The sequence below is a fragment of the Streptomyces crystallinus genome (assembly GCF_039521265.1).
Classification (GTDB): domain Bacteria; phylum Actinomycetota; class Actinomycetes; order Streptomycetales; family Streptomycetaceae; genus Streptomyces; species Streptomyces crystallinus.
Genome location: NZ_BAAACA010000014.1, coordinates 319127 through 343789, shown reverse-complemented (window position 1 = coordinate 343789; position 24663 = coordinate 319127). Strand labels below are relative to the sequence as shown.

21 protein-coding genes and 2 pseudogenes are annotated in these 24663 nt (G+C 71.6%); 9 read left to right on the top strand and 14 right to left on the bottom strand.

The window, feature by feature from the left end; translation table 11 throughout:
* Nucleotides 1–9: 9 nt before the first annotated feature.
* Complete coding sequence (locus ABD236_RS12150) at nucleotides 10–609, bottom strand: DUF6058 family natural product biosynthesis protein (RefSeq protein WP_344073467.1); 600 nt, start codon at nucleotides 607–609, stop codon at nucleotides 10–12.
* Nucleotides 610–749: 140 nt separating this feature from the next.
* Here ABD236_RS12150 and ABD236_RS12145 point away from each other — a divergent pair.
* A pseudogene (locus ABD236_RS12145) lies at nucleotides 750–1325 on the top strand (methyltransferase domain-containing protein); the annotation flags it as partial.
* A 25-nt stretch (nucleotides 1326–1350) separates the two neighbouring features.
* On the opposite strand, the gene ABD236_RS12140 reads toward ABD236_RS12145, so the two are convergent.
* Nucleotides 1351–2046 carry an SDR family oxidoreductase gene (locus tag ABD236_RS12140; RefSeq protein WP_344073465.1) on the bottom strand — a complete coding sequence of 232 codons (696 nt, stop codon included), beginning with the start codon at nucleotides 2044–2046 and terminating at the stop codon, nucleotides 1351–1353.
* Between the two features lie 115 nt (nucleotides 2047–2161).
* On the opposite strand from ABD236_RS12140, the gene ABD236_RS12135 reads away from it, so the two are divergent.
* Complete coding sequence (locus ABD236_RS12135) at nucleotides 2162–3001, top strand: LysR family transcriptional regulator (RefSeq protein ID WP_344073463.1); 840 nt, start codon at nucleotides 2162–2164, stop codon at nucleotides 2999–3001.
* A 350-nt stretch (nucleotides 3002–3351) separates the two neighbouring features.
* Nucleotides 3352–5193, top strand: a pseudogene (locus tag ABD236_RS12130) (glycoside hydrolase family 3 protein); the annotation flags it as partial.
* An 89-nt stretch (nucleotides 5194–5282) separates the two neighbouring features.
* On the opposite strand, the gene ABD236_RS12125 reads toward ABD236_RS12130, so the two are convergent.
* Nucleotides 5283–5876 (bottom strand): MBL fold metallo-hydrolase, encoded by a 594-nt coding sequence (locus tag ABD236_RS12125; protein ID WP_344073459.1) that lies wholly within the window; start codon nucleotides 5874–5876, stop codon nucleotides 5283–5285.
* A gap of 91 nt (nucleotides 5877–5967) precedes the next feature.
* On the opposite strand from ABD236_RS12125, the gene ABD236_RS12120 reads away from it, so the two are divergent.
* Nucleotides 5968–6924: a GlxA family transcriptional regulator gene (locus tag ABD236_RS12120; protein WP_344073457.1), complete on the top strand. Its 957-nt coding sequence runs from the start codon at nucleotides 5968–5970 to the stop codon at nucleotides 6922–6924.
* Between the two features lie 67 nt (nucleotides 6925–6991).
* Here the strand turns inward: ABD236_RS12120 and ABD236_RS12115 are convergent, their stop codons facing one another.
* Nucleotides 6992–8518, bottom strand: coding sequence for an alpha/beta hydrolase (locus tag ABD236_RS12115; RefSeq protein ID WP_344073455.1), 1527 nt, complete (start codon nucleotides 8516–8518; stop codon nucleotides 6992–6994).
* Between the two features lie 137 nt (nucleotides 8519–8655).
* Here ABD236_RS12115 and ABD236_RS12110 point away from each other — a divergent pair, with 137 nt between their 5' ends.
* Nucleotides 8656–9606 carry a MerR family transcriptional regulator gene (locus ABD236_RS12110; protein WP_344073452.1) on the top strand — a complete coding sequence of 317 codons (951 nt, stop codon included), beginning with the start codon at nucleotides 8656–8658 and terminating at the stop codon, nucleotides 9604–9606.
* Nucleotides 9607–9615: 9 nt separating this feature from the next.
* Here the strand turns inward: ABD236_RS12110 and ABD236_RS12105 are convergent, their stop codons facing one another.
* Together ABD236_RS12105 and ABD236_RS12100 are read right to left on the bottom strand one after the other, a co-directional pair.
* On the bottom strand, nucleotides 9616–10455 hold the full coding sequence (locus ABD236_RS12105; protein WP_344073450.1) for an alpha/beta fold hydrolase: 840 nt from the start codon (nucleotides 10453–10455) through the stop codon (nucleotides 9616–9618).
* Nucleotides 10456–10496: 41 nt separating this feature from the next.
* Entirely contained in the window at nucleotides 10497–11117 is a 621-nt protein-coding gene (locus tag ABD236_RS12100) for a TetR/AcrR family transcriptional regulator (RefSeq protein ID WP_344073448.1), read from the bottom strand.
* A 156-nt stretch (nucleotides 11118–11273) separates the two neighbouring features.
* Here ABD236_RS12100 and ABD236_RS12095 point away from each other — a divergent pair, with 156 nt between their 5' ends.
* On the top strand, nucleotides 11274–11486 hold the full coding sequence (locus ABD236_RS12095; protein ID WP_344073446.1) for a DUF4287 domain-containing protein: 213 nt from the start codon (nucleotides 11274–11276) through the stop codon (nucleotides 11484–11486).
* A 9-nt stretch (nucleotides 11487–11495) separates the two neighbouring features.
* On the opposite strand, the gene ABD236_RS12090 is transcribed toward ABD236_RS12095, so the two are convergent.
* Genes ABD236_RS12090 through ABD236_RS12080 form a run of 3 tightly spaced genes read right to left on the bottom strand, consistent with a single transcriptional unit; the run spans nucleotide 11496 to nucleotide 14429 of the window.
* Entirely contained in the window at nucleotides 11496–12101 is a 606-nt protein-coding gene (locus ABD236_RS12090) for an ArsR/SmtB family transcription factor (protein WP_344073445.1), read from the bottom strand.
* Nucleotides 12102–12155: 54 nt separating this feature from the next.
* Complete coding sequence (locus ABD236_RS12085) at nucleotides 12156–13028, bottom strand: geranyl diphosphate 2-C-methyltransferase (RefSeq protein WP_344073444.1); 873 nt, start codon at nucleotides 13026–13028, stop codon at nucleotides 12156–12158.
* Nucleotides 13029–13043: 15 nt separating this feature from the next.
* Nucleotides 13044–14429: a family 2 encapsulin nanocompartment cargo protein terpene cyclase gene (locus ABD236_RS12080; protein ID WP_344073443.1), complete on the bottom strand. Its 1386-nt coding sequence runs from the start codon at nucleotides 14427–14429 to the stop codon at nucleotides 13044–13046.
* A gap of 898 nt (nucleotides 14430–15327) precedes the next feature.
* On the opposite strand from ABD236_RS12080, the gene ABD236_RS12075 reads away from it, so the two are divergent.
* On the top strand, nucleotides 15328–16740 hold the full coding sequence (locus ABD236_RS12075) for a family 2B encapsulin nanocompartment shell protein (protein ID WP_344073441.1): 1413 nt from the start codon (nucleotides 15328–15330) through the stop codon (nucleotides 16738–16740).
* Between the two features lie 94 nt (nucleotides 16741–16834).
* On the opposite strand, the gene ABD236_RS12070 is transcribed toward ABD236_RS12075, so the two are convergent.
* From ABD236_RS12070 to ABD236_RS12050, 5 genes are all read right to left on the bottom strand, one after another.
* On the bottom strand, nucleotides 16835–17329 hold the full coding sequence (locus ABD236_RS12070) for a hypothetical protein (RefSeq protein ID WP_344073440.1): 495 nt from the start codon (nucleotides 17327–17329) through the stop codon (nucleotides 16835–16837).
* A gap of 138 nt (nucleotides 17330–17467) precedes the next feature.
* Nucleotides 17468–18433, bottom strand: a complete 966-nt coding sequence (locus tag ABD236_RS12065) for an ROK family protein (protein WP_344073438.1) — start codon at nucleotides 18431–18433, stop codon at nucleotides 17468–17470.
* Between the two features lie 20 nt (nucleotides 18434–18453).
* On the bottom strand, nucleotides 18454–19500 hold the full coding sequence (locus ABD236_RS12060; protein ID WP_344073436.1) for an ROK family protein: 1047 nt from the start codon (nucleotides 19498–19500) through the stop codon (nucleotides 18454–18456).
* A 45-nt stretch (nucleotides 19501–19545) separates the two neighbouring features.
* Nucleotides 19546–20298: a hypothetical protein gene (locus ABD236_RS12055; protein ID WP_344073434.1), complete on the bottom strand. Its 753-nt coding sequence runs from the start codon at nucleotides 20296–20298 to the stop codon at nucleotides 19546–19548.
* A 20-nt stretch (nucleotides 20299–20318) separates the two neighbouring features.
* Nucleotides 20319–20864: an RNA polymerase sigma factor gene (locus ABD236_RS12050; protein ID WP_344073432.1), complete on the bottom strand. Its 546-nt coding sequence runs from the start codon at nucleotides 20862–20864 to the stop codon at nucleotides 20319–20321.
* Between the two features lie 163 nt (nucleotides 20865–21027).
* On the opposite strand from ABD236_RS12050, the gene ABD236_RS12045 reads away from it, so the two are divergent.
* Both ABD236_RS12045 and ABD236_RS12040 read left to right on the top strand, forming a co-directional pair.
* Nucleotides 21028–21246, top strand: a complete 219-nt coding sequence (locus ABD236_RS12045; RefSeq protein ID WP_344073430.1) for a hypothetical protein — start codon at nucleotides 21028–21030, stop codon at nucleotides 21244–21246.
* 224 nt (nucleotides 21247–21470) lie between these two features.
* Nucleotides 21471–24653 (top strand): hypothetical protein, encoded by a 3183-nt coding sequence (locus ABD236_RS12040; RefSeq protein ID WP_344073428.1) that lies wholly within the window; start codon nucleotides 21471–21473, stop codon nucleotides 24651–24653.
* The last annotated feature ends 10 nt before the right edge of the window (nucleotides 24654–24663 follow it).

Here is a 24663-nt window from a genome sequence, read left to right as displayed (position 1 = left end):
CGGGTGTACTCAGGAGCGCGGGAAGCGGGCGCGCATCGCGGTGACGCAGGTGTCGCGGGAGGTGGGGCCGCCGAAGCGGAGACGGTCATAGGCGGTGAACGCCGGTTCCAGCGCGTCGAGTTCGTCGATCAGAGCGTGCAGCCGCTCGGACCACTGCGCTGAACCGGCATCCGCCTCGTCGGCCGCGGCACCGATCGCGGCCGTCAGGGACTCCTTGCGCTGAATGGCGGCCGGGGTCACCGAGTGCAGACACACGTACTGTCCGCTGAGGTACGCGTTCCACTCCGCCCGGCCGGCGAGCGGATCGGACCAGTGGGCGGTGAACCACGCCTCCAGCGGCTCCACACCACCTGCCTCGTCGGCGAGTGCGAACAAGTCGGCCGACACCATCTCGGTGCCGTCGGAGCGCAGATAGCCCGGAAGCGGCAGCCGCCGCGCCAGCATGAGGCGGCGGACCGCGTCGACGTCACGGCCATGGGTCGCACACAGCTCCGCCAGCGGTGTGAACTGCGCGCTGACGTATACGTCGTCCTCGTCGGTCATCGGGTGGTCGCCGTTGACCTGGCGGAACCGCACGGCGAGCCGGCGCTTCAGGTCGGTGTCGGGCACGGGGTCGCTCCTGGGTGTGCTGGGCGCGGGCGTCTCCCGCGCATGGCTTCGCACGCTAGTCGCCGAACGGTTCGGTGCTCGCCGAAGTGTCGACGGCGGCGCCGAGCCCGCCGGTGCCGCCGGTGCCGCCGGCCGTGCCCGGCCAGGACGGTGGCGGGCTTGCTCATCTCGCACGGTCACACCCCCAGCGTCGCCAGCGCCGGGCGGAAGCTGTGTCCATCTCCCAGCAGCAGGTCGACTTCGCCAACGGCCAGGCCCGCGAGCGCGGGGTGGACGACAAGGTGCGCTACCACTTCCGCAACATGCTGGACACCGGCTTCCCGAGCGGTGCCTTCCAGGGCATCTGGAACAACGAGTCCACCATGTACGTGGACCTGTACGAGCTCTTCTCCGAGCATGCGCGCCAGCTCGCCTTCGGCGGGCGCTACGTCGTCATCACCGGGTGCTACAACGACGTGACCGGTGGCCGCTCCAAGGCGGTCAGCCGTATCGACGAGCACTACACCTGCAACATCCACCCCCGCAGTGCCTACTTCAAGGCCATGGCCGCCAACGGTCTCGTCCCCATGAACGTCGTGGACCTCACGGCCGCCACGATCCCGTACTGGGAGCTGCGCGCCCAGTCCTCCCTCGCCACCGGCGTCGAGGACCCGTTCCTGACCGCGTACCGGGAGGGCAGCTTCCACTACCTGCTGATCGCGGCCGACCGCGTCTGACCGGCCGGCGGTCGTGGCAGCGGGCCTACCAGGGCACGACCTGCCCCTCGAAGTCCAGGAAGTGGAGGCCGGGCTTCCCTTCCTGGCGCTCGATCGTCGCCACCACACCGGGAACGCTCTCCGCCACACTGAGCTCGGCGCCGGGGCCGCCGAGCTCGGTGCGGACCCAGCCCGGGTCCATGAGCAGCAGCGTCTGGGTGTTGTCGGTGTGGCGAGCCGCGTAACAGCGCATGAGCTGGTTGAGCGCGGACTTGCTGGCGCGGTACAGATCCTGCCCGCCCTCGGTGTTGAGGGAGATGCTTCCCTGGTCGGAGGACATGACGCCGATGGTTCCCGTCGGTGTCACCAATGGCCGCAGCGTCTCCACCACGCGCATCGGGCTGAGCGCATTGGTGATCATGACTTCGGTGAACATGTCCGTCGGAACGTCGCCGATCGGCAGGTCGCCACGGGTGATGGCGGCGTTGACGAAGAGCAGGTCGAGGGTGCGGCCCCGCAGACGCTCGCGCAGGGCCGCTGTCTGCTCGGGGTCGGTCATCTCCAGTGACTCGATGGTCAGCCGCCCGGGGAAGGCGTGGGCGAGGTCGTGGAGGCCGGTGTGCCGCGAGCCGCGTACCGTGCCGATGACGTCCCAGCCGCGCCGCAGGTACTCGGCGGCGAGCCCGAGTCCAAGGGTCCGGGAGGCCCCGATGACAAGGGCGGTCCTGCGGGTGTCGTTCATGTGATTCCTCGCGGGGTCGGGGCGGCGGGACGGTCTCGCGTGCCACGGCACAAGTCTCCGAAGGGGCCCGGCCGGGCGTCCAATACCCTTTCGACCGCATTGATACCGTGACGGCATGGATCTGGATCTGCGCAAGCTCCGCTACTTCGTCGCGGTCGCCGAGCACCGGCACTTCGGTCGTGCGGCCCAGGCGCTGTTCATCGCGCAGCCGGTCCTCAGCCGGCAGATCCGCGCCTTCGAGCAGGAGCTGGGGTGCGAGCTGTTCACCCGGTCGACCCGCAGCGTCGAGCTGACCCCGGCGGGAAGCCGGCTGTATGACGAGGCGTCAAAGATCACCACCACCGTGGAGGTGGCGCTGCGGCGGGTGTACGAGGCCCAGCGCGGCCGGCAGCGGCTCGTGGTCGCCTTCTCGCCCGGCCTGCATGTCTCGCACGCGATACGCACGTTCACGGCGAGCCACCCCGAGGTGGAGATCGACGTCTTCCCGCTGCGCTGGTGGGAGCGCGACACGCCGCTCCGGGACGGCCGCGCGCACGTGGCGTACCTGCGCCGCCCCTTCGACGACACAGGGCTGCACACCGTCCCCATCGGTCACGAGACCAAGGTCGCGTGTCTGCCGGTGACGCATCCGCTGGCCGCCCGCTCCGCCCTGACCTCGGCCGACCTCGACGATGAGCCGATCCTCGACGCCAGGACGCGCCGGACGTCGTCACTGGAGGAGAAGTTCGAGCTCATCGCCTCCGGCCAAGCCGTCGCGCTGGTCCCGGTCAGCATCGCCCGCTCGTACTCCCGCCCCGAACTCGTCTATCTGCCGGTCATCGACACCCCGCCGGTGGAGACCTGTCTGGCGGTGCCGGAGGGTGACTGCGCGGACCCGGTGTCGGACTTCGTGGACATCGCCCTCGTGACACTGCGAGCGCACTCCGGCGGTGCGGAGCCCGGCCCCTTGCCCTGAAGCTCCGACGGGCTCTGACCATTCCCGCTTGTCAGAGGCATACCGGGGTCACTTCATAAAGTGAACGCAGTTACGCCGCTTGACAGCCAATCAGCCCCACTGGCTTCATTTGTTGCGGTGTTGCTGATCTGGGAGCGCTCTCAGCCTTCCGCACCCCCACCATCCGGGTGTGCGTGTACGCGGGCGTGGGGTGCGGATGCGGAAGCGGTCACATCCAAGGAGGTACCGACGTGAGACATCAGCCCCTACGCGGCTCGCTATCGCGCACGCGCACCACCGGCCGACGACGTACCGCGGGCCTGCTCCTGACCGCGGCGGCCCTGGTCGCCACGGCAGTCCCGGCGGCCCCCGCGCTGGCCGCTCCCGACTCCACGACCACCGCCTCCGAAGGCCGGGCGCTGCCCTACCTCGACCCGGAACTCTCCACGGCGCACCGGGTCCATGACCTGCTCGGCCGTATGACGACCGCGGAGAAGATCGGCCAGATGACCCAGGCCGAACGCGGCTCGGTCGACGCCGACCCCACGCGCATCACGGACCTCAACCTCGGCTCGCTGCTCTCCGGCGGCGGCTCCACCCCGACGCCCAACACCCCCGAGGCGTGGGCGGACATGGTGGATGGCTACCAGCGGCACGCGCTCGCCACCCGGCTGCACATCCCGCTGCTGTACGGGGTCGACTCCGTCCACGGGCACGGCAACCTCGCGGGCGCGACGATCTTCCCGCACAACATCGGCATGGGCGCGACGAGGGACCCCCGACTGGTGGCGGAGGAAGCGCACATCACGGCCACCGAGACCCGGGCCACCGGCCCGCAGTGGGTCTTCGCGCCCTGTGTGTGCGTCGCCCGCGACGACCGATGGGGCCGTACGTACGAGAGCTTCGGCGAGGACCCCGCGCTGGTGCAGCGGATGGAAAGCGCCATCGACGGCTTCCAGGGCACCCGCGAGAAGGACCTGACCCGGTCCGACCGGGTGCTGGCCACCGTCAAGCACTACGCGGGCGACGGCGACACCACCTACGGCACCTCGACCACCGGCGACTACACCATCGACCGCGGCACCACCATCACCAGCCACCAGCGCTTCGCCGCCGTGGACCTGGCGCCTTACGTCACCGCCGTCCAGGTCCATGACGTGGGCAGCGTGATGCCGTCCTACTCGTCCGTCCAGTGGACCGACGTGCCCGGCAGCCAGCCCGTCAAGATGAGCGCCAGCAAGGAGCTGCTCACCGACGTCCTGAAGCGGAAGATCGGCTTCGAAGGGTTTCTGATCAGCGACTGGGACGCCGTCACCCAACTGCCCGGCGACTTCGCCACCCAGGTCCGCACCTCCGTCAACGCGGGCATGGACATGTTCATGCAGCCCTACAACGCTGCCCAGTTCGAGCAGACCCTCACGGCCGAGGTCGCGGCCGGCCGTGTGCCGATGTCCCGTATCGACGACGCCGTCTCCCGCATCCTGCGCGCCAAGTTCCAACTCGGCCTGTTCGAGCACCCCTTCACCGACCGCTCCCACATCGGCACCATCGGCTCGCCCGCCCACCGGGCCGTCGCCCGCCGCGCGGTCGCCGCGTCCCAGGTGCTGCTCAAGAACGACCACCGCACCCTGCCGCTCAAGCCGTCCCAGCGTATCTACGTCGCCGGGGTCAACGCCGACGACCTCGGCAACCAGGCCGGCGGCTGGACCGTGACCTGGCAGGGCCAGTCGGGCAACACCGCCTTCCCCGGCACCACCCTCCTCCAGGGCATCCGGCAACAGGCGAAGGACGTCACGTACAGCGCGGACGCGACCGCCCCCACCGCCGGACACGACGTCGGCATCGTGGTCGTCGGCGAAACCCCCTACGCGGAAGGCGTCGGTGACGTCGGAACCGGCGGACACACCCTCAACCTCTCCGCCACGGACCGGGCGAACATCGACCGCGTGTGCTCCGCGATCCGTACGTGCGTCGTCCTCGACGTGGCGGGCCGCCCGCAGATCATCACCGACCAACTGCCCCAGACGGACGCCTTCGTCATGTCCTGGCTGCCGGGCAGCGAGGGCGCGGGAGTCGCCGACGTCCTGTTCGGCAAGCGCCCCTTCACCGGCAAGCTCCCCGTCAGCTGGCCCCGCAGCGAGGCCCAGGAGCCGGTCAACATCGGCGACGCGCACTACGACCCGCTGTTCCGCTACGGATACGGGCTGACCACCGGGCGCTGAGCCCTGCCCGCCCACCTCATGCCGGCCGCGTCGCACCGAGCGCGGCCGGCATCGCGGTTCGTGGCAGGCCCCGGCGGCGCTCAGCGCGGTGTGTCGGCGTCGGCCCGGAACGGGCTGCCGTGGCCCGGCACGATCAGGTCGGCCGCCGCGATGACCCGCAGCCGGGAGGCGCGCAGGACCTCGCGGTCCGGGGCGACCGGGTCGTCCGCCGGGCCGTTCGCGTGCCACCACAGGTCACCGGCGAACGCGACGACACCGGAGTCCGTGCCCGCCAGCAGCGTGATGTCCTCGTGGCTGTGGCCCGGAGTACGGATCAGCCGCAGGGAGGGGGTGAGTTCATAGCCCTCCGCGTCGCGGTTCTTCCACTGGTCGCCCTGGTACTCCACCTTGTGGTCGTGCACCCGGGCGCGGGGGAAGAGGCCCACGTTCATGGTGTTGTCGGGGTGGTGGTGGCTGAGCACCACGTCGGTGATGTCGTCGGGGCCCAGGCCCAACTCCGCGAGCGGGGCCAGGATGTCGTCGTGGTCGGCCACCATGCCCGGGTCGAAGACGATGTGGCGTCCCGCGTCGGAGACGTAGGAGACGGTGGCGGCGACGCCGGGGCCGGTGGAGCCCACGTAGCCGGTGGTGAGGACCTTGTAGGTGGCGCTGCGGGCGAGCGGTGCGTTTGTCATGCCCTGAATCCTGCCGGGAGCGGCGGCGGTCCACGAGTGGCAGATCTGCCGCTGATCGCAGGATTCGTGCCAACCGTGGCAGACTGCGGCCATGCCTCCTTTCCGGACCGTCGCCGCCTATGTCCCGCCCGGCGTGGGCATGCTCGCGGTCGGCATCGTCACCGAGGTGTTCGGCCCGCACGGACCGGCGCTTCCCGGCTTCGACTTCGCGCTCTGTGCCGACCGGCCCGGAGCGGTGCCGGCCGACAGCGGACTGCCCCTGGCCATCGCCCACGGACTGGACCGCATCGCCGGTGCCGACCTGGTCATCGCGCTGCCCGGCGCCGAGTTCCGTACCCCACCGGGCCCTGACGTGCTCGACGCGCTGCGCGCCGCGCACGAGCGCGGCGCCCTGATGGCCGCCCACTGCGTGGGCACGTTCGCGCTGGCCGCCGCCGGAATCCTCGACGCGCGGCGGGCCACCACCCATTGGCGGTTCGCCGCCCTGCTCGCCGACCGCCACCCGGAAGTCACGGTGGAGGCGGACGCGCTCTACATCGACGAGGGGAGCGTCGTCACGGGCGCGGGAGCGGCGGCGGGCTTCGACCTGTGCCTGCATCTGCTGCGGCGGGAGCACGGCGCCGCCCTGGCCAACGGCGTCGCCCGGGACATGGTGCTGCCCTCCCACCGCGACGGCGGCCAGGCCCAGTACGTGGCCGCGCCCGTCCCCGAGGACAGCCAGGACGACCGGCTCGCCGAGGTGCTGGCCTGGGCCCGCGAGAACCTCCACGAGCCGCTGCCCGTCACGGAGCTGGCCCGCCGCGCCATGATGAGCCCACGCTCCTTCGCCCGCCGCTTCGCCGCCGCGACCGGCACCACCCCGCACGCCTGGCTGCGCAACCTGCGCCTGGGCAGCGCCGAGGAACTCCTGGAGACCACCGACCTCCCGGTCGAGGAGATCGCCCGCCGCGTCGGCTACGGGAGCGCGGCCGTGCTGCGGGAGCAGTTCGTACGGCGCCGGGGCGTGCCACCACGCTCCTACCGGCGCGCGTTCAGCAGCACGCTGTAGCGACGCGGAGCCTCACGGCTGGCCCGGCCACGGGGCTGCGGCACGGTGTGCCACGGCCCCGACGCGGTCAGCCCAGCAGATGGCCCAGGACCGAGCGCAGCGCCCGCTGGATCGCCGCGCACGACTCGTCGCCGGGGTCGCTGGTCTCGAAGCCGTGGTGGCCGTCGGGTACGTCGACGATCTCCACGTCGGCCCCGCATTCCTCGGCCGAGGCCAGGAACTCCTCGACGGTCGTGGCGATCTCGGCCATCTCCAGGCCCACCCGGGTCAGCACGATCGGCAGGCCGCCCGCCTCGCGCACCGCGTCCACCGGGCGGAACGGGCTCCGGCCGAGACCCCAGTTCGGCAATGGCGCCAGGACCGGATAGGTGGCGGCCAGGCAGCGCAGCCACGCCGGAGGAGTGCCCAGCCATGGCGCGGTGAGCAGCCCGCCGCCCGAGAAGAACCAGAGGGCGATACGGTCCGGGTCGACCCGGGGGTCGGCGCGGAGCAACTCCACCGCCGCCGCCACGTCCCGCGCCGCACGCGGGTAGTCGGTGATGTCGTGCAGCCGGTGGTCGAGCACCGCGCCCACCACTGCCTGGCCCGCCGCGAGACGGGCATATCCGGTGTACATCGGCCAGTCCCGGGGGGTGGGCACGGCGTCGGCGGGCACCGGGCCCCCGTGGACGAACAGCACCGCGGGCAGCGGCCCGTCACCGGCAACCTCGGGTACGTACAGGTCGACGCTCCCCCTGCGCTCGCGCGGCACCTCGGGCACCTCCAGCGGGAACGGCCGCAGATACGCCGGGAGTTCGCTGTCGGGGGCAGTCAGCCGGCGGCCCTCGCCCGCCGCCGCGGCCAGCAGCGCGCCGGCCAGTTCAACGGGGGAGGAGAGCATCGGCCAGTGCCCGGTGGCGATCTCGAAGAACGACACCCTCGGGTCGACGAGCGCCTGGAGGGCGGGCTGGCCCATGTTCACCAGGTTCTGGACCAGCTCGATCCCCGCCCCGTTGCCGCTGCACAGCACGGCGCTGGTCGGCACGGCCGCCACCGCACCCGTCAGCCGGAGCGGCTGGAACAGCGTGCCCAGCGGCTGCGGCGCGGCGAGCCGGGTCAGCCGCTCCAGCGCCTCGTCGGTGACCCCGGCGGTGCTGCCCCACCGCTGCCACTCTGCGGCGCAGGCCGGCGCGGGCAGCAGCCCGGCCGCCGCCTCGCCGCCCTGCTCGGCGAGGCGCGTCAGCTCCTCGCGCAGCGCCTGGTCGGGCACGGCGGCCAGCGCCGGGACCCCGTCCATCGGCATGCCCGCGTCGACGTGGACGATCCGCCGGACGCGCTCGGCACGCCGGTCGGCGGCGCCGACCACGGGATGGATGCCGTAGTCGTGGCCGACGAGCACGAGGTCCTGCTCCGCGCCGACGGCGTCGATCGCCGCAAGGACGTCGGCGATGTGCGTCTCCAGATCCGTGGCGGGACCCGCGGCAGCCCGGTGCTCGCCCAGGCCGCCGAGCGTCACCGCGTGGGCCTCGGCGCCCGCCGCCGTCAGCCGCGCCGCCGTCTGCTCCCACACGTAACCTCCGGTGAACACACCGGACACCAGGATGAATGCGGTCATGGATCTTTCCTCTCCCTCTGGCCGAGCCCCCGTACCCGCTGGTCCGAGGAGTCTGCGCGCGGACGGCACCCCCGTGGTCCTCGATCGGCCGTCCGCGCTCACCGGTACGGTAGGAACTCCCCCTGAGGGAGGTTCAAGTGCCGTTGTCCCCCGACGGCCTGTGGAGCATCGGTGAAGTGGCCGAGCACGCGGGCGTCACCGTCAAGACCGTTCGGTTCTACTCCGACCGCGGGCTGCTGCCGGAGGCCGCCCGCAGCTCGGGCGGCCACCGCCGGTACGGCGAGGCCGCGCTGGAGCGGCTGCGGCTGATCCACTCGCTGCGCGCGCTGGACCTCCCGCTGCCCGAGGTGCAGCGGATCCTCGAAGAGGACGACGGTACGGGCGGGCAGGCACTGGAGGCGGCCGTCGCGGGCCGGCTGCGGGAACTAGGCGAGAACATACGGGCGTTGCGGTGGCGCGAGGCGGCCCTGCGGCTGGTCCAGGAGTGCGCGCCGCAGGAGCGCGCCGACCGGCTGCGGCTGCTGGGCGCGGTGGCCGCGCCGCCGAGCACGGACCCGCTGGTGCGGTTCTGGCGGGCCTGGCTGCCGCCCCGGATGGCGGCGGGCGCCCGATCGGCGTTCCTCGAAGTGGCGGTCCCGGCACCGCCGGACGACCCGGCGCCCGGGCAGGTGCTTGCCTTCGCCCGGCTCAACGCGTTCGTGACCCGGCCGTGCGTCGCGGGCGCGCCCTGCCAGCCCGCGGCGCACACCGCCTCGCCGGACTTCCGCCCGGAAGTGCTGTACTCGGGCCTGGCCGAGGCGTACGAGCTGGCGGGCGCGCAGCTGCGGTGGGGGCGGGCGCCGCGTGCGGGGGAGGCGCTGGACTGCTTCGTCGAGGCGTACGCGGCCTCTCGGGGCACCCGGGACACCCCCGGCTTCCGGCGGATGCTCGGCGGCTGGCTGACGACGGATCCGCGGATCGACCGGTACTGGGAGCTGGTGGCCGAGGTGACCGGATCGACGGACGGCCGGCCGGTGCCCACCCCCGGCGTGACGCACGACTGGCTGGTCACGGCGCTGACCGCGCAGGCGTCCGGGGCGGCCGCGTGAGCGCGGGGCTCACGCGCGGCTGAGGCCGCTCCGGCCGGGTACGACCGTCTGCGAAGTCCTGGCGAGAAACCTCTGGACTGCTTCTCGTACGATCTCGGGCTGTTCCAGGTGTACGTCGTGCCCGGCCCCGAGGACGCTCATGGCCGTGGTCGCGGGCCGGTGCCGGAGCATGCGGTCGATCTCCTCAGGCGCGATGATGCCCCGCTGGCCCCAGATGGCGAGCGTCGGACAGGTGACGGCGGCCCATTCGTCCCAGAAGGAGCGCGTGGCGTTCTCGGCGAGCGAGGCGGTCATCACCTCGCGGTCGAAGCGCGGCCACCATCCGCCGTCCCGCTGCTCCAGCCCGGCGGCCCAGGCCTCGCCGGCGGGGCCGCCGCCGAAGAACTCCGTCGCGGCCCGGCGCGAGGGGAACGGAGTGGGCCAGGCGTCGAGCAAGGCCCCGACCTCGGCCGGCGTGTCGGGGCTCGGCCCGCCCGCGCCCGCCTCGACGAGGACGAGCCCGCCGATCCTCTCCGGGTGCGCGGCGGCGGTGAGCATCGCGGTGTGGCCGCCGAGGGACTGGCCCACCAGGACGGGGCGGTCCAGGCCGAGTCGGTCGACGACGGCGATGACGTCGGCCACGTACGCGGCGCGGGTCACCTCGCGCGGCTGCCGTTCGCTGGCGCCGTGGCCGCGTTGGTCGACGGCGACGACACGGTGCCGCGGGCTCAAGTCCCGGGCGAGTCCGTCCCATTCGCCCGCGTGTCCGGCGAGCCCGTGGAGCAGGACGACCGGTGCGCCCTGCCCTGCCCAGTCACGGCAGGAGAGGCGGACGCCGTCGCGTACCACGGTGACTTCGGAACAGGACATATGGGCCCCCAGAGGTGCGGATGAGTGCGGCGCTGCGGTGATCAGCGGTAGGCGGCAAGGAAAGCACGGACGCCGGCGGCGGCGTAGTGGTCGAGGTCGGCCTCGGTGTGCTGGGGCGAGCCGGTGAACATCGCCTTGTTCACGGGGATCCACAGCAGCAGCCCGGCGAAGTGGTTGGCGGCGAGGAGCGGGTCGTCGATGTGCAGCAGCCCCTCCTCGGTCAGGCGCCGGAAGGTGCCGGCCAGTGTGTCCAGGACCCGCTCGAAGCCCTGCTCGTACCAGGCAGTGCCCAGGTCGGGAAAGGCTTCCGCGTTGGCGATGACCAGGCGTCGCAGCTGGAGGACCTGGGGCTGGGTGAGGGTGGCGACGAACCGGCGGGCGAGCCGGGCGAGGTTCTCGTCCAACGAGGCGGCCTCGGCGGGGATGTCGGCCACCAGGTCGATCATGGCGTCGATCCGGTCGGTGGTGGCCAGGACGATCTCCGCGAACAGCTTCTCCTTGTCCGCGAAGTGCTTGTAGACGGTCTGCTTGGACACCGCGGCCAGCTTGGCGATGTCGTCCATGCTGGTGCCGGCGTAGCCCTTCGCCATGAAGACCTGGGTCGCCGCCTCCCTGATCGCCTGGTGCTTGCGGGCCGACCGCCCCTGCTCGTTGGCTTCCACGCCACCTCCACTCCTAGTACTGGACAGTCTAGTTTCGACATGAGTACTGTACCGTCCAGTTCCAGCGAGTACTACACCGTCTAGTTCTGAGTCGCCGCGGAGTGGGCCGCCCAGGACAAACCCCGCGCACCGAACCGACAGGGAGGCAACACCCCCATGACCGCACCCAAGAACGGCCCCGCCAGCTACTTCCCCTCGATCGAGAAGAAGCACGGCCGCCCGATAGCGGAGTGGATGGACATCCTCCGCGCCTCGCCCCTGACCAAGCACATGGAACTCGTCGCCTGGCTCAAGGCCGAACACGGCCTGGGCCACGGCCACGCCAACGCCCTGGTCGCCCACGCACGGGCCCAGGACACCAAGGCGTAGCCCCGCACTTCACCCCGTCCCCTGGAGCAGCGCCCGCCCCAACGGGGTCAGCCGGTGGCGTACCGCTGAGCCCGCGCGCTCGGTGGTGAGCAGGCCCGCCGCGCGCAGCACCGCGGCGTGGTGGCTGGCGGTGGCGGGGGACGTGGCGGTGCGCCGGGCCAACTCGGTCGTGCTGGCCGGGGTCGCCGCCGCGTGCAGGGCGCGTGCCCGAGTCGCACCGAGCAGGGCGGGCAGGGCGCCGTCCGGAGTGGGCCCGGCGGCGGCCCAGACGGCCTGGTACGCGGCGAGGTCGCGGGCGATGGGGTAGTACAGGACGAGCGGCCGGTCCGGCACGGCGTTGTCCCGTAGCACCAAGGGCTTGGGCCAGAAGAACGTCGGGACGAGCAGCAGGCCCCGGCCGTCCAGCCGCAGGTCGGAGTCCGCGTCGCACGGCACGTGCAGCAGCGGCGCGGACCAGGTGATCTCGGGGTGCAGGGTGGCCAGGAGTTCACCGGTCCCGGCGTCGGCGGCGAGCAGGGCGCGCCCGGTGCGGTCGGTGTGGGCGGCGCCGAGGAGCTGGGGCCAGTAGGGAGCCACCGCGAGGTCGTAGTAGGCCGTGATCCTCGCGACCTCCACGACGAAGAGCTCCGGGCCGCGTTCCTCGCGCCGCCCGGAACTCCTCGGACGTGCCTAGACCCGGTCGGCCGCGATCAGGAGGTACTGGAAGGAGCCGTCCTTGTAGGAGTTGAGGAACGCCTCCTCGATGCCCGTGGTGAGGGAGGAGGTGGCGCGCAGCTCCCAGTAGGGCAGGGTCGCGGCGGTGAGATCGGTGATCGTCTGGGGGACGAGGCGGTTGTCGGCCATGGCCCGCAGGTATTCACGACGCGAGTGGATGTTGCACTCGAAGTGCGCGTTGATCTGGGAGACCCACTTGGAGGGCTGCCCGTAGACGGGGTTCCAGCAGCCCGTGATGGTCACGTACCGGCCGCCGGGGGCGAGGACGCGGGCGTGCTCGGCGAAAAGGTCGTGCAGGTCGACGTACATGCTCGACTCGTTGTTCCACGAGGCCGCCGCCTGCCCGTTGCCGAAGGGCATGTCGAGCATGTTGCAGACGTGGGCGCGCACCGACTTGTCGATGCTGAGTTCCTGGGCGCGCTGGTTGGCGAAGTCGGCCTGCTTGGTGGAGAGGGTGACCCCCTCGACCGAGCAGCCGAAGCGCTGGTGGGCCATCACCATGGAGCCGCCGCGGCCGCATCCGGCGTCCACCAGGAGGTCGTCCGGGCCGATGTTCCCGAGGTGGTCCAGGAGCAGGTCGGTCTGCGCGGACTCCAGCCGGTGCAGCTCGGCGATGAGTTTCGCCTCGCGGTCGCTGTCGTGGGGCTGGGCGAGCGCGGACTCGTCGACGGCCCCGATGCCGTAGTGGTGGTGGTAGAGGCCGTCCACGTCGCCGAGGCGCAGGTTCACCGGCCGTGCCTCGTTGTTCCAGTACCGGGCGATGTCCCCCTGGTAGGGCGTCGCCGGGCCGGGGATGGTGGCGGTGGTGGGTTCGGCTGTCTTGGGCACGATGGTTCTCCTTGCTTACCAGAAATCGGGCAGGCCGTAGCGGTAGGTGTTGGTCTGGTGCCAGTGGTGGTTGCCGTCCACCCAGGTGGCCACCCCGCGCAGGAAGCGGGTCAGCTGCGGGACGGGGCAGGCCAGGGCGAGGGCTGCGGCCTCGGCCTCGAAGGCGCGCATCAGGTCGTTGTGGATCTCGATCGCCTTGAGGTACGCGTCGCGTTCGCCGAGGCTCTCGCGCTCGGCGAGCACCACGGGCAGGTTCATGTGCCGGCCGGGGGCGGCGAGCTCCTTGGTGTAGGAGTAGAGGTCGTTGACGATGGTGGTGGCGTTGGAGGCGAGCGCGATGACCCGCTGCATGGCCGGCTGGGCGTGCAGGTCGGCGGGCAGTTCATAGCCGCCCACCGTGTCGGTGATGGTGGGGCAGGGGCGGAAGTTGTTGAACTGGCGCATCGCCAGGTACTCCCACACCTCGGGCACGTGATCCGTCTGCGCCCAGGCGGCCTCGGCGAGGTAGCCCATGTGCAGTCGGGCCATGTCGTGCCGGAACCGGTCGGCCTGGGAGGCGCTCGCGGCCCGGAGGAAGTAGTCCATCGCGGAGCGGTACGCCCGCCGGGGGGCGTCACTGTGCAGCGAGTCGGCCCAGGGCCCCTCGTACTCCTTGGTGGTGTGCACCGGGTCGAGAGCGGTGTGGGCCATCAGGAGGCGTCCGCCGAGGCCCACCGGTGAGCCGCCGTGGTCCTCGCAGTAGCAGTCGTCGACCGCGTTCTCGGCGGCCATCAGCCGGGTGGCGACCATGAGGTGGTCGATGGTGAGGGCGTCGGGGTGGCAGGCGACCATGTAGCGGCCCAGGGAGAACCCGTCGAACTGGTCCTCCCACTCCGGCGGATACAGCTCGACCTCGTCCACCGCCCAGTCCTTGATCCGACGGCCCACCTCCGCGACCCGCACCGCGTCCGGCTCGGGCACCGGGTGGTAGTAGAGGCCCGGGATCTCCCGGCACGGCGGGAGCGGCTGCGCGCGCCGCGCCAGGTGCAGACCTGCCGTCCCCAGGCCGTTCGGGCCGCTCAGGGCGCGTTCCAGGACCTCGCGAGCCAGGTCCGGATCGCCTCTGGCGCCGTCCTCCAGTGCCCCGTCGCTCGCGCACTCCTGCGGCGCCACGCCGTCACCTTCCTGGGCGGCCGGGGGCGCGGCGGTGCCGGCCTCCTCCTGTGCCACCTCGCCCGCCCGGTCCTGCGGCGCCGGGGGCGTCACCGTGCCGGCGGCCGGCGGTGGTTCCTGGACGCACACCACCTCGTCGACGCACACTGCCTCGCCCTGGTGGCGGTGGTCGGCTTCAGCGGGCGGGGCTGGCGGTGCCACGGCCTGGGGGCCCCGTGTCGGCACCGGGTAGAGAGAGGGACCGGGCATCCATGACTCCTTGGGTGAGCGGATTGTTGCGAGCACGCTGACAGCGCCCGGGAGGCCCGGGCGGCCGGGTGCGAGCGCGTGTGTGACCGGTGAGCGGAGCGCGGTCGCCGTACGGGCGGGGCGGGCGGTCTCCTCGGCTCCGGCGGCGGGTGGACGCGTGACCAGCGGCCCGGTGGCGCTCAGCGAAGGGTCAACTCCCGCATCCGTGAGGCGGATGGGGCCGTGGTGGCCAGGGCCCGTGCAGTCGCGGAGAGGCGTCTGGACTGCGGGCGCGGCTCCCGCCACACGCGGGTGTCCACAGTCGTCGGGCTGGTGTCCACGGTCATCGGTAGGTCTCTTCATTCGATATTGGCGGCGGGGTAGTTGTATGTGCACGTGGGGTGCGCATCCGTCCGTAGCCGCAGGAAGCCGCAGGAAAGCGAAATTACATAGGAATGACTGGAGGGAGCCCCTCCAGATCCACGAACAGGGTAGGGCGGATCACCGAACCATCGCTCCAGGAAGGCCCGTTGTCATTCGATCTGGTGACGCTGGCTCCCGGGAGTTTGCCGTGCGCGCACCTTCACGGACCTGCGGATCCGGCACGCAGGCGGTGCGGCGCCCGGCCCCTTGGGGCCTCGGCGAGCCGAACGAGGGTGCGTCGTCGGTACGTCTGCGATCCGGTGGTACGCCAGTGAGCGCGGCGCGACACGGAGGCGGGGCGTATCGCCGCTACCCTGTATTGCGCCGGAGATCCTCAACTCCTTCCCCTGGTTCACGCCGCAATGTTTGAGAATGGCCAAATTCAGGTCCATTCACGGGAGTTGGCGGGGTCCTTTAACTCTTTCGTGTAATAGCGGTCTCCCTTTTCGGGGGTCAGGCTGTCCCTGACTGTTCTACGTACGGAGGAAGGGCCCTCATGTCGGTTGATGCAAGTCCGCAGTCGTCGGTGGATCGGGAACGCGAACAACAAAGTCTCGGTACCGCCGCCGCGCGGAATCTGGCGACGACCACCAAGTCCGTCCCCCAGATGCAGGAGATCAGCTCCCGGTGGCTGCTGCGGATGCTGCCGTGGGTGGAGGTGCAGGGCGGTACGTACCGGGTCAACCGGCGGCTGAGCTACTCGGTGGGTGACGGGAAGATCACCTTCGTACAGACCGGCGACCGGGTCGCGGTCATCCCCGCCGAGCTGGGGGAGCTGCCCCCGCTGCGCGGCTTCGAGGACGAGACGGCGCTGGAGGAGCTGGCCAACCGCTGCGACCAGCGCGAGTTCGCCGCCGGGGAAGTGCTGGCCACCCGGGGCGACCCGGTGGACACCGTCTATCTGCTGGCCCACGGCCGCGTCGAGCAGGTCGGCACCGGCCCCTACGGCGACGAGGCGGTCCTCGGTGTCCTCGCCGACGGCGCCCACCTGGGCGAGCAGGCCCTCGTCTCCGACGACGCCACCTGGGACGCCACCGCGCGCGCCGTCACCGCCTGCACGGTCCTCGCGCTGAGCCGCGCGGACGTCCTCAACCTCGCCGAGCGCGCCACATCGCTGGGCGACCACCTCTCCGCCTATGCCGCGCTTCCGGAGCAGCGTACGAACAAGTACGGCGAGGCGGCCATCGACCTGTCGGCCGGCCATGTCGGCGAGTCGGTGATCCCGCACACGTACGTGGACTACGAGAGTGCCCCGCGCCAGTACGAACTCTCCGTCGCCCAGACGGTGTTGAAGGTCCACAGCCGGGTCTCGGACCTCTACAACCACCCGATGAACCAGACCGAGCAGCAGTTGCGGCTCACCGTGGAGGCGCTGCGCGAGCGCCAGGAGGACGAGCTCGTCAACAACCGCGAGTTCGGCCTCCTCGCCAACTGCGACTACGGGCAGCGCCTCCAGCCCCATGACGGTGTGCCCAGCCCCGACGACATGGACGAACTGCTCTCCCGCCGCCGCGGCAACAAATTCTTCCTGGCCCACCCGCGCGCCATCGCCGCCTTTGGCCGCGAGTGCAACAAGCGCGGCCTGGTGCCGGAGTCGCTCGACTTCAACGGTCATCGGCTCCCGGCCTGGCGCGGTGTCCCGATCTTCCCGTGCGGGAAGATCCCCGTGTCGCCGGAGCGCACCACCTCGATCCTGTGTATGCGTACGGGTGAGGACGAGCAGGGTGTGATCGGGCTGCGGCAGAGCGGGATCCCCGACGAGATCGAGCCGAGTCTGTCGGTCCGGTTCATGGGCATCGACGAGCAGGCGATCATCTCCTACCTGGTCACCGCCTACTACTCCGCCGCGATCCTCGTCCCGGACGCCCTCGGCATCCTGGAGAACGTGGAAGTCAGCCGCTGGCGCTGACACCGTCTCGGACGTGTGCCGCGGCGGTCCCGGCCCGGCGTGCCTGGGCCGGGACCGCCGTGTGCCGAATCGGCCGCGTCTTCGGGAGGTGCCGTCAGGAGGCGGGGCGGGCGGCGGCCTCGGCGGCGTGCAGGGCGTCGAGCGTCCGCTGGAGCTCCGCCATCTTGTCGGCGGGGAGGTGACGGGTCGTCGCGCTGCTCTTTTCGAGTCCGCCCGGCAACGAGGGGAGCTCGGGCAGTTTGATCGGGGCCAGCTTGATCCCGAGGAGGTTGCTCAGGAGGTTCGTGACGGTGTTCAACAGCCCCGTCAGGATCGGCAGCAGCCCGCCGACGGGTCCACCGTCGGTGGGCGTCGCGGGCACGGCGCCCGGCACCTTGCCCGAGGTGACCGACTCCGCCACCGGCGAAGCCGGAGTGGTGGGAAGGGTCGGCAGGGACGGGGCGGACGCGGCGGGCTGTCCCGTCGGCAGGGCCGGGGTCGTGATCGGCTGCGGGGTGTCGCTGCGGGGGAGCGCGACCGCGGCGGCCGAGGCGACCGGCGTCAGGGTGAGTGCCGCGGCCAGGGCGGCGGCGGTCCAGGTGGCACGCATCAGAGACAGATCTCCTGTTCGAGGGGGCGGCTGTTCGACGCAGTGGCGGGGCGACGGCAGACGACGCCGCCCTTCCTGGTCCACACCGTGAGGCACGGCCACCACCTCAGCCACTGCTCCTACGCCGAATGCGTAGCGTCATCCCCCCTGGGCCTCGAGCGCGAGCAGTGCGGCGCCCATCCAGCCGGCGTCGGTGGCCAGCCGCGCGGGCACGATGTCGGGCAGCTCGCGGTGGGCCCGTGCGGTGACGAAGTGTTCGAAGCTCGCCCGCACCGGTTTGAGCAGCGGGTCGCCCGCTTGGGCGGCGCCGCCTCCGAGCACGATCAGCTGGAGGTCGAAGAGGTTGACCAGCGTGGCGATCCCGATGCCCAGCCAGTGGCCGAGCCGCTCCAGTTGCGCGAGAGCCGTCGGGTCGCCCTGGAGCGCGGCGGCGGAGACGGTCTCCCCGGTGACGTGGGAGGCGCCTCCGGCGAGCGTGGCGAGCGTGCCGCCGGGGTCCAGGGCGGCGGCCGCGCCCCCGTAGCGGCCGAGCGCGGTTCCGGACGCCAGGGCCTCCAGACAGCCCACGGTGCCGCAGCCGCACCGCTGTGACCCGTAGGGATCGACGACCATGTGGCCGATCTCCGTACCGATGCCGGAGCTTCCGCGAAACAGCCGGTCGGCGAGGACGACACCGCCGCCGACGCCGGTGCCGACGGTGAGGAACGCCATGTACGGAGCGCGGTGGCCCAGACGGTACTCGGCCCAGCAGGCGGTGTTGGCGTCGTTGTCGACGACAGTGGGCAGCCCGGTGGCGTCCTGGAGCAGTGCCCTCAGCGGCACATCGCGGTAGCCGGAGTTGGGAGCGGTACGGATACGGCCCTGCGGCCAGTCGACGAGGCCCGCCGCGCCGACCCCGATCGCGCCGACGCCGCCGGCGGTACCGTACGGATCTCTCAGCTCCTCGATCACGTCGAGGACGGCGGTGAGCACGGCGTCCTGCTCGGACGCGGGGCAGGGGCGAGGGGTGATCTTGGCGATGACCTCGCCGTGTGCGTCCGTCACACCGGCCGCGATCTTGGTGCCGCCGACGTCGAGTCCGATGGCGTAGCGGGGAAGGGCCATGAGGGGGTGCTCCTAGGGTCCTAGCGGGAACGGAGGCGGACGCCGAAACAGTTCTGGAGGGCGATGAGGGCCGCGCCGTGCGCGCCCAGCACGGGTTGCAGCGGTTTGGGGACCACCTGGCACTCCCGGAACGTCTGGAAGGCGTAGGTGGGAGAGCGGTGCAGTTCGTGCAGGAAGGCGTTGGCGGCGAGCCGTCCGGGCCCCGGGGTGATCAGGTCCCGGGCGGCGTACACCACCATCTGGGCGGGGCCGAAGAGGCTCAGCAGCTGGCCGATCCCGAAGGCGATGGCGGCGCCGGCGCTGCGGAAGGCGCTGAGCGCCGGTGCGGCCTGCGGCTCGTCGCTCTCGGCGAGGCCGATCGCGCCCTCCAGCCCGTCCCGCCGGCAGCCCGTGCGCTCCCTGACCACGGCGGTGAGCGCCCGCGCCCCGGCCTGGCTCTCGATGCAGCCGCGCATACCGCAGTCGCAGAGCCGTCCGCGCCGGGAGGCTCGCAGATGCCCGAACTCCAGGGGGACGGCGAGGCGTTCGTGCTGGACGACCATGCCCGCGCCCACGCCGTCCCGGATCAGCACGACACCGAAGGTGGGGCTGTCCGTCCCCACTCCGAAGCGCTGTTCGTAGGCGGCGAAGGCGTGTGCGTCGTTGTCCACGGCGGTGACACAGCCGGTGGCGGTCCGCAGTGCGGTGCCCAGGGGAAAGTCCACCCACGCGTACGGCGGAGGTTTGTCCTTGCCGTGGTCGTCGGGAGGGTTGGCATAGCGCCGCACCAGCCCCGTCGAGGTGTCCACGGGGCCGCCGAGCTGGACGCCCAGACAGATCCGCCGACGCGGGAAACTGCTGCCCAGGGCGTCCGCGACCAGGTGCGCGGTGAGCTCGGCGATGTGCTCGACCACGTCCTGCGGCTCCATCACGGTGAGGTTCTTGTGGGCCCTGGCCGTCACTCTGCCGTCGGTCTGGGCCATCACACCCACCAGCTTGTAGGGCAGCAGCTCCACACCCACCGCGTAGTAGCCGTGGTCCAGTTCGTAGGAGCGGCGCAGTATCTGTTGTACGTGCGGATCGTTCATGGCCGTCTGTCCTGCTCGGAAAGGGCGTACGTACGGGCCTGTGCGTCAGCAGAGGGAGGCGGGGTCGACCGCGTCGGGGTAGCGGGCGGCGGCGGACCGGATCGCGGCGGGCGTCAGTTTGAGGATGTCGCGCCTCTCCCGGTCCGCGTTTCCCGGCCGGTCGAGGCCGAGTCGGTGCAGGGTGTGGGCGCGGCCCTGGGTCGCGCACTGCCACAGCATCGGCACGACCGGCGTGCCGCTCCGGTCGTCGAGCCCGTCGAACGGCGCGTCCTCGCTCATCAGCCAGTGGCACTCGTGCACATACGGCAGATGGCGTACGCACTCGCTCAGGAACACCGTCTTCACCGTGGTGGAGGCCTCCTGGGGTGCCGGGATCAGCTCGGGCTGCGGGGACTCGTCGCGCAGACTGCTCAGGGCCCGGGCGACCGTCTCCACGGTGATCTCGTCGATGTCGTCGCCGGTCAGCCGCAGCCGGGGGTCGGCCGCCGTGGTGACCACCGTCAGCCACAGCACGACCGCGCGCCGGCCGTACGCGGCCCACGCCGCCCGTGGCTCCAGCAGGGCCGCGTCCGTGTCCTCGGGCGGCGCGGGCGCCGGCCGTGCGGCGTGCGCCCGCAGCAGCTGGCCCAGCCGACGGTCGACCTCCTCCCCGGTGAGGGTGCGGCGCACCTCGTCGTCGACCGCGCGCAGATAGCGCCCGAAGGCCGGGTGCACATCGCGTGCGGGGTCCCGGCGCCCCTGACGATCCTTGGCGGGCACTCGGCGGGCCGCGGCATTCCGCTTCTCGTTCCTGGACACGGGGACCTCCTTCTGTTGCGTCAGATGGCGTCGGGGCGGTGCTCCGGCCCCAGTTCCTGTTCGAGCGCCTTGCGCAGCGCTTCCTTGGCATGGCGCAGATTGCTGCGGGCGGTGTCCGGCTTGCAGCCGAGCTGGGCCGTGATCTCCCCGATGGAGAAGCCGTCGTAGTACAGCGCCAGCACCTCGCGCTGGCGCGGTGGCAGACCGGCGATTCTCAGCAGTACGCGTTCCTTCTCGTCCGGATCGGCCTCCGCCTCCGGCACGCGGGCCCGGGCGTCCCGCAGGGCGTTGACGGTCTCCAACTCCTGTCGCCTGCGGTCGCGGCTCACCTTCGAATAGAAGGCGCTCCAGGCCGCCTTGCGGACCCACGCGGCCGGGCGTACGTAGTCGGACGGCCACTTGGCCAGCATCTGACGCATCGCCTCCTGCACCGCGTCCTCGGCCTCCTCCGGCGAGACGCCGCCCTTGCGCAAGGTGCGCACGATGCCGGCGTACTCGCTGCGGTAGAAGGTGTCGAAGCCGTCCGGCGCGGCGGGATCCGGCCCCGGTTTCTCTTCCACGCTCACGCGGCCACCCCCTGGGACGTCGGTTACTCCTATAGGGCGGGCGGCGGGGCGGATCCGTGCAAGACGCGGACACCCTTTTCTCCGGATCCTTTCCGGAGAGCCTGTTGCACAACGGCCTTCCCTCACCGGCCTGTTGGGTACGAGCGTGAGGAGGCGGAACATCATGCAGCGCAGGACGACCAAGGGCCGCAGGAGCCGCGACGTCGACACCGCCCGCCCCACCGCGAGGCGCCCGCGTGCCGCCGAGCTGGTGGCCCTGGTGAACGGTGTGACGGCGAGTGTCGGTGGGACGTATGTGCTGACGTCGTCGGTGGAGGTGACCGTGTGCGGGGGGCTGCTGGCGACCGTGGTGGCAGGGGTGTATGTGGTGTTCGGGCGCTAGGGCCTGTCTTTCGGGTCTTGCCTGGTCCGTGGGGTGCGGCACGCACGTCCGCCTTCCGGCAGGGGCCCGTTCGCCGGCCCGCGTTCCGCTCAGCGGAACGAAGCGTTTGCCGTTCGGCGGTGTCCTGGCATCCTGCCTGGACCGTGGAACCGGTGTCCGCCGCCGTGCCGCACGCGCTGACCGGTCGAGCCTTACTGGAGAGCTCTATGGAACCGCTATTCCGTATGTCGTTGATCCGCCCCGCGGTCGGCCAGGACCCGGATCAGCCGAGTATCGAACTGGCTCAGCAGTCGGCTTTCCAGGACGCGCTCGCCACCGCGTCCGGATCGAGCACACCCCGTACGGAACTGCGCCGCGTGGCAGGGGAGTTCGTCGCGTCGCCCCGATTCATCGGGGCACCCGCGAAGACGCCGCTGGCGGCGCAGACCACCGCGTTCGCCGCCGCTCTCGGACGCCTGCTGGCGAGTCCGCCTCCCGGGCCGGCGAACGCGTTACGGCTCGCCGTGGTCAAGGCCGTGCGCGACGCGTACGGGGCCGAGCCGGCGGCCGTGGTCGGCGGGCAGCCGTATCAGGACTCGGTGTCGCGGCTGCGGGACAGTCTGCTGGCGATCAAGTACCTGCCGACCGAGCACGGCCGGCCGATCGCCGCTCTCACGGACCAGCTGCGCTACCTGGAGGTGATCGCGCGCCTGGTCTCCGACCCGGTCTTCCCGGCCAAGGCGGACGACGCCCGGCGGGCGCTGGCCCGGTCGGTGAAGCTGCCCAGGGCCACCGGCCTGGAGCCCGAGCTCTCGACGACTGCGGCCGAGGCCCGCCAGCGGGAGCAGGACGAACAGGCCGCGGCGCGCCGCCGTGAGCGTGCCGCGCAGCTGCTGGCCACCCACAAGCAGCTGCGGGACGCGGTGGGGGAGCTGACCGGGCTGGGCGGAGAGCATCTGCAGGCGACCTCGCAGACGGGCGGCGAGGGCTCCGTGCCGGGGGCCGACTTCCAGCCTCCGGCCGAGCTGGTCCGGCAGATCAGCTTCCACAGCCGCCTCGGCGAGGCGAACCTGCGCGCCCTGGGCCCGGTCCCGGCCACCCCGCTCAGCCCCGGCACCGGGGAGGAGGCGTCCGGCGCCGCCGAGACCCACCCCGTCGCCGATCCCGCGGCGGGCGACCCTCCGGCCCAGCCCCCGCCGGTGCCGCCCGTGGAGGGCGCCGCACTGCTCGCGGGCCAGGTCTTCGGCGCGAAGACCGACCTGCTGTCGGGCACCCCGCCGTTCACGCCCCTGCAACTGAGCGACCTGGGCTTCCGGCTGCGGGCCAGCGCCCTGGACACGCTGAGCCCGGCCACCAAGACCCTCCTGTCGGAGCGTGGCATCGGGGTGAACACCCAGCCGCTGGACCGTATCGTCGGTCTGCTGGAGGACGAGCGGGTCTCCATCGGCGCGGAGCTGGAGACCCTGGTGGGCCGTCCGACGCGGCGCAGCGTCAAGCGCGTCGGGGACACCCTCGTCACCGTCTCGACCCCGCTCCCCTCGCCGTGGACGGACCTGGTCGTCGGCGAGGAGCTGCTGCCGGAGGCCGTACCGCTGGTGGACGAGCGGATCCCGCACACGCGCGGCACCGTCGCCCCCTCCGGTGTGGCGGACCTGATCCTGGTGCGCCAGCAGCTGGTCGGTTACGAGGGCGCCGAGGTCGCCCACATCGAGAACGTGCTGCGCGGTGAGAGCAAGCAGCGCGAGCACACCCGGCGGCAGGAGACCGAGCAGATCACGTTCACCGAGACCGAGACCATCACGGCCGAGGAACGCGAGCTGGAGTCGACCGACCGGTTCGAGATGACCCGGGAGGCCAGCGCCGTCATCAAGGAGGACGCGCAGCTCAAAGCCGGTCTGACGGTGTCCGGCAAGTACGGGCCGACGGTCGAGTTCAACGCCTCCGTCGAGGGCTCGCTGTCCCGCTCGAAGGAGGAGGCCACCAAGTCGGCGGCGACCTTCGCGCAGGACGTGACCCAGCGCAGCTCCAACCGGATCTCCGAGCGCGTCCTCCAGCGCACGTCGTTGCGTATCACCACCGAGGTGACCGAGAAGAACACCCACGGGCTGGACAACCGCAACGGCGGAGGCAACATCTCCGGGGTCTACCAGTGGGTGAACAAGGTCTACGAGGCCCAGATGTACAACTACGGGCTGCGCAGCATGTTCGACTTCATGGTGCCGGAGCCCGCCGCGTACTTCATCGAGACCCTCCAGTCGGCGCACGCCAGCGCGGTGGACCTCGCCAAGCCCGTCCCGTTCACCCTGCGGCCCGACCAGCTCACCGAGCTCAACTTCGCCCAGTGGGTGCAGCTCTACCACGCGACGGACGTGGCGCCGCCGCCGGAGATGTACCGCACGAAGTCCTTCGACTTCAAGGCGGGCGGCGGCGACAGCAAGACCGACTACACCCACTCGGGACAGATCGGCATCGACGACGGCTATATGGCCGTGCAGGTCTCCTGCGGCGCGCTGTTCAACCTCTGGCAGCAGAACTGCAGCGTCGACGTGCTCGTCGGCAGCCGGACCCACCGCTTCAAGTACGGCGACTGGCTGTGGACGGCGCCGATGACTCAGGAGCGCGACTCCGTCCCGGTCGCCGTGCAGACCTGGCGGATCTCCGGTGTCGCCGTCGGGGTCGAGGTGAAGTGCCAGCGCACCGAGCGGGCCATGGAGAAGTGGCGTTTGGAGACCCACGCCAAACTCACCACCGCCTACCTCGCGCGCCTCTCGGAGTACGAACAGCAGCTCGCCGCGCTCCAGTTGCAGGCCGGGGTGCCGATCAAGGGCCGCAACCCGCTGGCCAACCAGCTCATCGTCGCCGACGAACTGCGCAAGAGCTGTATCAGCATCCTCACCGACCAGCACTTCGACTTGTTCGGTTCGATCAACGTGGTGCGCACCGACGGCCGGGACATCCCGCAGATCGACGTGGCCGAGGCCGCTGCCGAAGGCGCGTACGTACGGTTCTTCGAGCAGGCCATCGAGTGGGAGCACCTGACGTGGGTGGCGTACCCGTACTTCTGGGGCCGTAAGAACCAGTGGGACGAGCGGCTGAGCTACGAGGACCCGGACCCACAGTTCAACCAGTTCCTCAAGGCCGGGTTCTGCCGGGTGACGGTACCGATCCGCCCCGGTTTCGAAGGGGCCGTCGACCACTACATGAACTTCGGCGAGCTGTGGAACGGCGGCCCGCTGCCCGCGATCACCAGCCCGCTCTATCTGCCCATCGCCGACGAACTGGCCGAGCGGCTCGGCCGTCCCGGCGACGAGGTCCCGCAGGGCGCCCCGTGGCGGGTGCGCATCCCCACGACCCTGGTCAGGCTGCGCCACGACGACGAGCTGCCCGTCTGGCGCAAGGACGCGTCGGGCGAGTGGGTGGAGAACTGAGGGACAGGAG